Source organism: Streptomyces sp. B15, from assembly GCF_018070605.1.
Classification (GTDB): domain Bacteria; phylum Actinomycetota; class Actinomycetes; order Streptomycetales; family Streptomycetaceae; genus Streptomyces; species Streptomyces smyrnaeus.
This window is the reverse complement of the sequence record NZ_JAGPXJ010000005.1, coordinates 137,489-144,430: the sequence shown is the minus strand read 5'-3', so window position 1 is coordinate 144,430 and position 6,942 is coordinate 137,489. Positions and strand designations below refer to the sequence as shown.

The window sequence follows — 6,942 nt, the reverse complement described above, 5'->3', positions numbered from 1 at the left end:
GTGGGGGGCGTGCGGCCCGCCGGTCAGTCCGTCGGCGCCGCGGGGGCGCTCGGAACGTAGCCGAGGTGCTTGTCGACGACGTTGAGCAGCGGCTCGCCCGCCTCCCAGCGGTCGAAGTTGTCGAGGAACTGCTCCGCCAGGTCGTCGCGCCAGCCGACGGTGTCACCGCTCATATGGGGCGAGATGAGCAGTCCGGGCACGTCCCACAGCTTGCTGTCGGCCGGCAGCGGCTCCTCGGCGAACACATCCAGCGCCGCGCCCTTGATCCGGTGCTTGAGCAGCGCGTCCATCAGGTCGTCCTCGACCACGTGCGCCCCCCTGCCCACGTTCACGAAGTGGGCCCCGGGCTTCATCCGCGCAAACATCCCGGCGTCGAACATTCCCGTCGACTCCTGGGTCAGCGGCGCCACGCATACGACCCAGTCGGCTTCGCCGAGCAGGCCGGGCAGGGAAGCGGTGCTGTGGACGCGCCCGAATTCGGGGTCGCCCTCCCGAGCCGTCCGCCCGACGAGGTCCACTTTGACACCGAGTGCCAGCAGCGCGCGCCCGATTTCCCGGCCGATCGGCCCGGAGCCGACGACCGTCGCGCGACTTCCGCCCACGCGGAATGTCTCCCGGTGCCGCCAGCGCCGCTGTCGTTGCAATTCCCATGTGCCACGGAAGTCCTTGGCCATGGCCAGTACGAGCCCGAGGACGTATTCGGCAATGGGACGGTCGAAGACACCTCGTGCATTTGTGATGACGGTCTCACGACCGTCGGCGAGCTCCGGCAGCAGCCGGTCCACTCCGGCGCTGGGCGTGTGCACCCAGCGCGGCCTCGGCCCGTCGCCCGGCCATGCCTCGCGCACCGCGTCGGAGAGGAAGTCCCAGACCAACAGTACGTCGGTCTCGGGGAGTTGGGCGGCGAGAGTCTTCTCGTCGGCGTGCATGACGCGTGCGCGTCCCGCGAGTCGGTCGAGCCGGGGAAGCGGCTCGGCGTCGAGGACAAGAACGCAGGTTTCGGACATAGGCAGGAAACCGTTTCGAAACGCAGGGACGGTTGGCTGAACGTGTGAGCCGGGGAGGGACGGGAACCAGCCTCAGATGGCGGGATTGACCACGGTAGGGAGCAGAAACTACCTTCGTCAACAAAGACATCTGTCCCGGCGTCCCGGCTTCTGACCGGCTTTGCTTTTCCTCTGACTTCCCTTGACTCAGGGGCCTTCTGGCCATGAGCCTTCCCCTCCGTTCTTTTGGGGCCCGAAATGGACGTGTCCTTCCTCGGCGGACCGTTGCCGCAGCGCGGCGTGGGAATCGTCGCTCCCTTCGACTTCGCACTGGACCGTGAGCTCTGGCGCTGGGTGCCGGACGACGTGTCCTTGCATCTGACCCGAACTCCCTTCGTCCCCGTAGAGGTCAGCCTGGACCTCGCCCGCCTGGTCAGTGAGCACGAGACGCTGCGCGAGGCGGTACGGGCGCTGTGCGCCGTCTCCCCGGAAGTGGTGGGCTACGCCTGCACATCGGGAAGTTTCGTGGGCGGTACGGCCGGTGAACGAGCCATGGTGGCGGCCATGGAGAACGCCGGTGAGATGCCTGCCCTCACCACCTCGGGTGCCATGCTGGAAGCGCTGCGTGAGATCGACGCGCGGCGTATCGCCATCGTCACCCCGTACACCAAGTCGGTCACCGACTCCCTGGAGGAGTACCTGGACGAGGCCGGTATCGGCATCACCGGGCGCTGCTACATGGGGCTGACCCGGGAGATCTGGCGGGTGTCCTACCGGGACGTGGTCGACATGGCGCGGGAGGCGGTGGTGGACGCGCCGGACGCGCTGTTCATCTCCTGTACCAACCTCCCGACGTACGACGTCATCCCGCAGCTGGAGGCCGAGCTGCGGATGCCGGTGCTGACCGCCAACCAGGTCACCATGTGGGCGGCGCTGCGCGCGGTCGGCAAGCAGGCGGTCGGCCCCTACCAGGCGCTGCTCGACCCGGTCGCCCGACGCGGCCCGGCCGCCATGACGTCCACCACCGGCACCCAGCCGGTGGCCCATGAGACGGACGGGCTGGTCGAGCCGGAAGAGCAGCAGAAGCACGAGCCGGAGGCGGCGCTGGCGGGTGCCGGCACCGATTCGTCGGCGTCCGCCGAGCCGCTGGAGGGCACCTCCGACCTCGGCTACGGGCAGTCCGGACATCCGGAGGAGTGGGGCGGCGGCACACAGCCCCCGGCCTGACCTCCTCCACCGGCTCCGTACGGACCGGCCCGTTCCGTACGACAACCTTCCGTACGACCCAACCGCCGTACCGCTTCCGGCAGTACGGCGGCCAAGTACGCGCGTACGCCCCGCTGCGTGCGTACGCGCCCCCTCCCGCAGCACCCCCGGATCCACCCCGCAGCACACCCCCACGCACACCCCACACCCAGCTTTGAGCACGCACAGGAGGCGTAGATGGCACAGGCGGCATCGGCACCGGCGGTCGGATTCCTCTACCCCGGCTACTCGGCCGAGGACGACTACCCGAGGCTGGAGCGCATCCTCGCCGAGGCGGGCGCCGAAGTACGGCTGCCGCTCGTGCACACCGACATCGGCGAGGACGCCCACCGGGTGGACGCCCTGCTGGAGATGGGCTCGGCCGCCCGGCTCGCCGCGAAGGTCGAGGAGGCCAAGGGCCACGGCATCCAGGCCGTGGTGTGGGCCTGCACCAGCGCCAGCTTCGTCTTCGGCTGGGACGGCGCGCACGACCAGGTGCGGGAGCTGGGCCAGACGGCGGGACTGCCGGCCTCCAGCACCTCCTTCGCCTTCGCCCACGCCGTACGCGACCTGGGCGTCGAGCGGGTCAGCATCGCCGCGACCTACCCCGAGGACGTCGCCGAACTGTTCACCGGCTTCCTCAAGGCGGCGGGCGCCGAGGTGGTCGCCATGCGCGGCAGCGGCATCATCACCGCCGCCGAGGTGGGCACCTGGGGCGAGGAGGAGGTGCTGGCACTGGCCCGGGGCGGCGACCACCCCGACGCCCAGGCGGTGCTGCTGCCGGACACCGCGCTGCACACCGCCGCCTACATCCCGGCCCTGGAGGCCGAGCTGGGCAAGCCCGTACTGACGGCGAACCAGGTCACCGCCAAGGAGGGGCTGCGGCTGCTGGACCTCAAGGTCCACTGCCCGGCACTGGGCGCACTCTTCTCCTGACGGAACCGCTCCCCTGAAAACCCCGCGCTCGTCGGTGGCCGGCCGCCGGTCACCGGCAGGCGCGGGCCCGGCTCGCTCGCGGCGCGGCGAGAGGGAGCCGGGAGCCCGGGAAGACAGCGGCCTGCTGATGCGTTACCGCCCCGTGGCCCGTGCACCCCTTCGTGGGAGCGGGTCCGCGCAACGGAACGCAGGAGGAAGGCGAAGCCATCGTGAGCCAGGCAGGCCAGGACGCACAGGGCGCGGACGAACAGCACAGCGGGGACCCGACGACCGGTATCCGGGGCGAGGCGCGCGGCGTGGCACCCGTGCCGCTCTCCGTCCTGGACCTGGTGAACGTGGGCGAGGGGTACACGGCGGGTGACGCGCTGGCGGCCTCCACCCGGATGGCCGCGCTCGCGGACGCCCGCGGCTTCACCCGCTACTGGGTCGCCGAGCACCACTCCATGCCGGGCGTCGCCAGCTCCTCGCCCGCGGTGATCCTGGCCCACCTGGCCGCGCACACCCGCCGGGTCCGGCTCGGTTCCGGCGGAGTGATGCTGCCCAACCACGCGCCGCTGGTCATCGCCGAACAGTTCGGCACCCTGGAGGCGCTGGCCCCGGGCCGGGTCGACCTGGGGCTGGGCCGGGCGCCGGGCACCGACGGGGCGACGGCGGCGGCGTTGCGCCGCACCGAGAAGCTGCGCGAGGGCGCGGAGGACTTTCCGCAGCAGCTCGCCGAGCTGATCCGGTTCCTGGACGACGACTTCCCCGACGGGCACCGCTACGCGCGCATCCACGCCGTGCCGGGCCCGGTCCAGGCGCGGGGCACCGGGGCGAAGGCCGCCGCACACCGGCCGCCGGTCTGGCTGCTGGGCTCCTCCGGGTTCAGCGCCCAGCTCGCCGGGCAGCTGGGCCTCCCGTTCGCCTTCGCACACCACTTCTCGGCCGCCAACACGCTGCCGGCCCTGGAGCTCTACCGCGAGACGTTCCGCCCCTCGGCGGTGCTGGCGGAGCCGTACGCGCTGATCGGCGCCGCCGCGCTGGCCGCCGAGGACGAGAAGGAGGCCCACCGCCAGGTGCTGACGGGGGCCCTGTCGATGGTGCGGCTGCGCACCGGCCGACCCGGGCTGATCCCCACCCCCGAGGAGGCCGAGGCCTACCCGTTCAGCCCCGTCGAGCGCGACTTCGTCGACAGCTGGCTCGCCAACGTCACCTATGGCACTCCTGACGCCGTACGGGAGGGACTGGACGCTCTGGTCAAGCGGACCGGCGCCGATGAGTTGATGCTCACCGCCAACGCCCACACCCCCGAGGCCCGGGTGCGCTCACTGGAACTGATAGCCAAGGCGTACGCCATGTGAGCCCGTGAGGGGCCCGCCGAACGTTCTGGTTGCGGGGCTCGCCTGTTCCGCCGGACCCTCGCCATCGTGGCTGATCTCCGTCGCGGCGGACTTGGTCTCTGGGGGCGAAGCCCCCCAGCACCCCGGGCCCTCAGGCCCCAGGCCCCGGCCCCCCAGTCCCCAGGCCCCGGCTCAAGGGCTGCGCCCGCCCCCGGCGGACAGGGGGCTGGGGGCGTAGCCCCCAGCACTCTTCCCGCCGCGACGGAGATCAGCCACCGCGGCGAGGGTCCGGCGGAACGAGCGAGCCCCCGCAACCACAACGTTCGACTCATACAGCGACGCGCAGCAGCAGCTCCGCGATGCGGTCGGCCTCCATCGGTTTGGCGTAGTGCCAGCCCTGGCCGGTGTCGCAGCCGATGCGGCGCAGCCGCTCCGCCTGTGCCGGACCCTCCACGCACTCGGCCGTGACGGTCAGCCCCAGCTTGTGGGCGAGCTGGACCAGTGCCGTCACGATCGTCTCGTCCGCCGGATTCTGGTGCCGGGCCGTACGGAAGCCGCGGACGAAGGTGCCGTCCAGCTTGAGCGCGCGCACCGGGAGCCGGCTGAGGTAGGCGAGGTTGGAGTAGCCGGTGCCGAAGTCGTCGATGGCGATACGGACGCCCATCTCCGAGAGCGCCTGCAGCGCCTGGAGGGGGCGCCCGGCCGAGCCCATCACCGCGGACTCGGTCAGCTCCAGCTGGAGCAGCCCGGCGGGCAGGCCGGTCTCCTCCAGGATGTCGGCCACGTCCTGCACCAGGTCGGAGTCCCACACCTGCCGTACCGCCACATTGACGCTCACATACAGCGGCGGCCCCGGATGCTTTCGCATCCAGCGCCGGGCCTGGCGGCAGGACTCCTCCAGCACCCAGCGGCCCAGCGGGACGATGGCGCCGTTCTCCTCGGCCAGGCCGATGAACCGGTCCGGGCCCAGCGTCCCGAACTGCGGATGCCGCCAGCGCACCAGTGCCTCGACGCCGCGCAGCATGTCGTCGGCGAAGCCCACGATCGGCTGGTACTCCAGCACGAACTCGCCGCGTTCCACGGCCCGGCGCAGTGTGGAGGAGAGGGCCTGCCGGGTCATCCGGTGCGCGTTGCGCTCCGGGTCGAAGAGCGTCCAGCGGGCCTTGCCGTCGGCCTTGGCCCAGTAGAGCGTGGTGTCGGCGGCCTGCATCAGCTCGGTGGGTGTGGTGCCCGCCGTCTCCCGTTCGACGACGCCGATGCTGGCCGAGACCGCCAGCCGCTGCCCGGCCAGGTCGAAGGGCCGCTGCAGCGCGGCCAGTACGGACTGGGCGAGCTGGGTGAGCTGCTCGGTCCCGGTGGAGGACTCGACCAGCAGCGCGAACTCGTCACCGCCGAGCCGGGCCACCAGATGGCCGCCGCACTCCTCGCCGCCCGCCTCGGCGCACTGCGTCAGCCGCTGGGCGACCGCGTCCAGCAGGCTGTCCCCGATGCGGTGGCCGAGGGTGTCGTTGACGGCCTTGAAGCCGTCCAGATCGATGTAGCACAGCCCGGTCCTGCCGGTCGCCGAGTCGGCCAGCGCACCGGCCAGCCGTTCGAAGAACAGGGTGCGGTTGGGCAGCCTGGTGACCGGGTCGTGCATCTGCAGATGCCGCAGCCGTTCCTGGAGGTCGCGGCGCTCGCTGATGTCCGCGATGGACAGCAGCGCCTCGCCGCCGCGCGAGGTGGGGGTCACGGTGATCTCGGCCCACAGGGTGTGGCCGTCGGCGTGTTTGAGCCTGCGGGTGCAGGACATCCGGTCGGTGCGGCCCTGCAGCGCCTCGTGGTAGGCGCTGCGTACCCGCCCGTCCAGGCCGAGTCCGGCCAGTTCGGCGATGGGACGTGCGGTCAGCCGGTGCGGCTCGGCACCGAGCAGGGCGCCCAGCGCGCGGTTGGCCGTCAGTACCCGGCCGTTGGGGTCGACGATGGCCATCGGCAGCTGCGCCGCGTGGAAGGCGGCCCGGAAGTCGCTCTCGCTGTGCCCGTGGTGTGCGCGCCGTCGCCAGCGCTTGTGGCTACTTTCCGTGATGGTCTGGGGTTGGGTTACGAGGGCTTCGCCGGAGTCTTTGCCCGGTCCTTCGAGGGGTCCGTTCACCGATCGCTCCGCGGGGGGCTCGTCTCGTGCGGATCGGTCGGCCGGCTGCCCGAGGGCCGCCCAGGGGAGGATCCGCGCTGGAAATGTGCCGATCATAGAGGTTGACGCGTGAGCGGAGCCAGTGTCTCCGCTGGGGCTTCCGGTCGGCCGGGCGGCCGGGAGTCGGGCTCGGGTGCGAGGGTGACCGTTTCTGCACCGGTACTGAGAGCGCCCTGACCGCTAACGACCGAGAGTTACGAAGGGTAGTCATACTGCGGCTGACCCGTCCGGTCTACTGAAACAGCGCATAGCCGGACATACGGCGCGAGCCTGGGGAGGGTCCATC

At 71.5% G+C, this 6,942-nt stretch carries 5 protein-coding genes; 3 read left to right on the top strand and 2 right to left on the bottom strand.

The window, feature by feature from the left end; all coding sequences use genetic code 11:
• Positions 1–23: 23 nt before the first annotated feature.
• Positions 24–1,007 carry a D-2-hydroxyacid dehydrogenase gene (locus tag KBY19_RS04675; RefSeq protein WP_210965204.1) on the bottom strand — a complete coding sequence of 328 codons (984 nt, stop codon included), beginning with the start codon at positions 1,005–1,007 and terminating at the stop codon, positions 24–26.
• A 237-nt stretch (positions 1,008–1,244) separates the two neighbouring features.
• Here KBY19_RS04675 and KBY19_RS04670 point away from each other — a divergent pair, with 237 nt between their 5' ends.
• From KBY19_RS04670 to KBY19_RS04660, 3 genes are all read left to right on the top strand, one after another.
• Entirely contained in the window at positions 1,245–2,213 is a 969-nt protein-coding gene (locus KBY19_RS04670; protein ID WP_099881229.1) for a decarboxylase, read from the top strand.
• A gap of 216 nt (positions 2,214–2,429) precedes the next feature.
• On the top strand, positions 2,430–3,167 hold the full coding sequence (locus tag KBY19_RS04665; RefSeq protein ID WP_099881227.1) for a decarboxylase: 738 nt from the start codon (positions 2,430–2,432) through the stop codon (positions 3,165–3,167).
• Positions 3,168–3,442: 275 nt separating this feature from the next.
• Positions 3,443–4,507: an LLM class flavin-dependent oxidoreductase gene (locus tag KBY19_RS04660; protein WP_210965211.1), complete on the top strand. Its 1,065-nt coding sequence runs from the start codon at positions 3,443–3,445 to the stop codon at positions 4,505–4,507.
• Positions 4,508–4,814: 307 nt separating this feature from the next.
• On the opposite strand, the gene KBY19_RS04655 is transcribed toward KBY19_RS04660, so the two are convergent.
• Entirely contained in the window at positions 4,815–6,551 is a 1,737-nt protein-coding gene (locus KBY19_RS04655) for an EAL domain-containing protein (RefSeq protein WP_307842320.1), read from the bottom strand.
• Positions 6,552–6,942 lie beyond the last annotated feature (391 nt).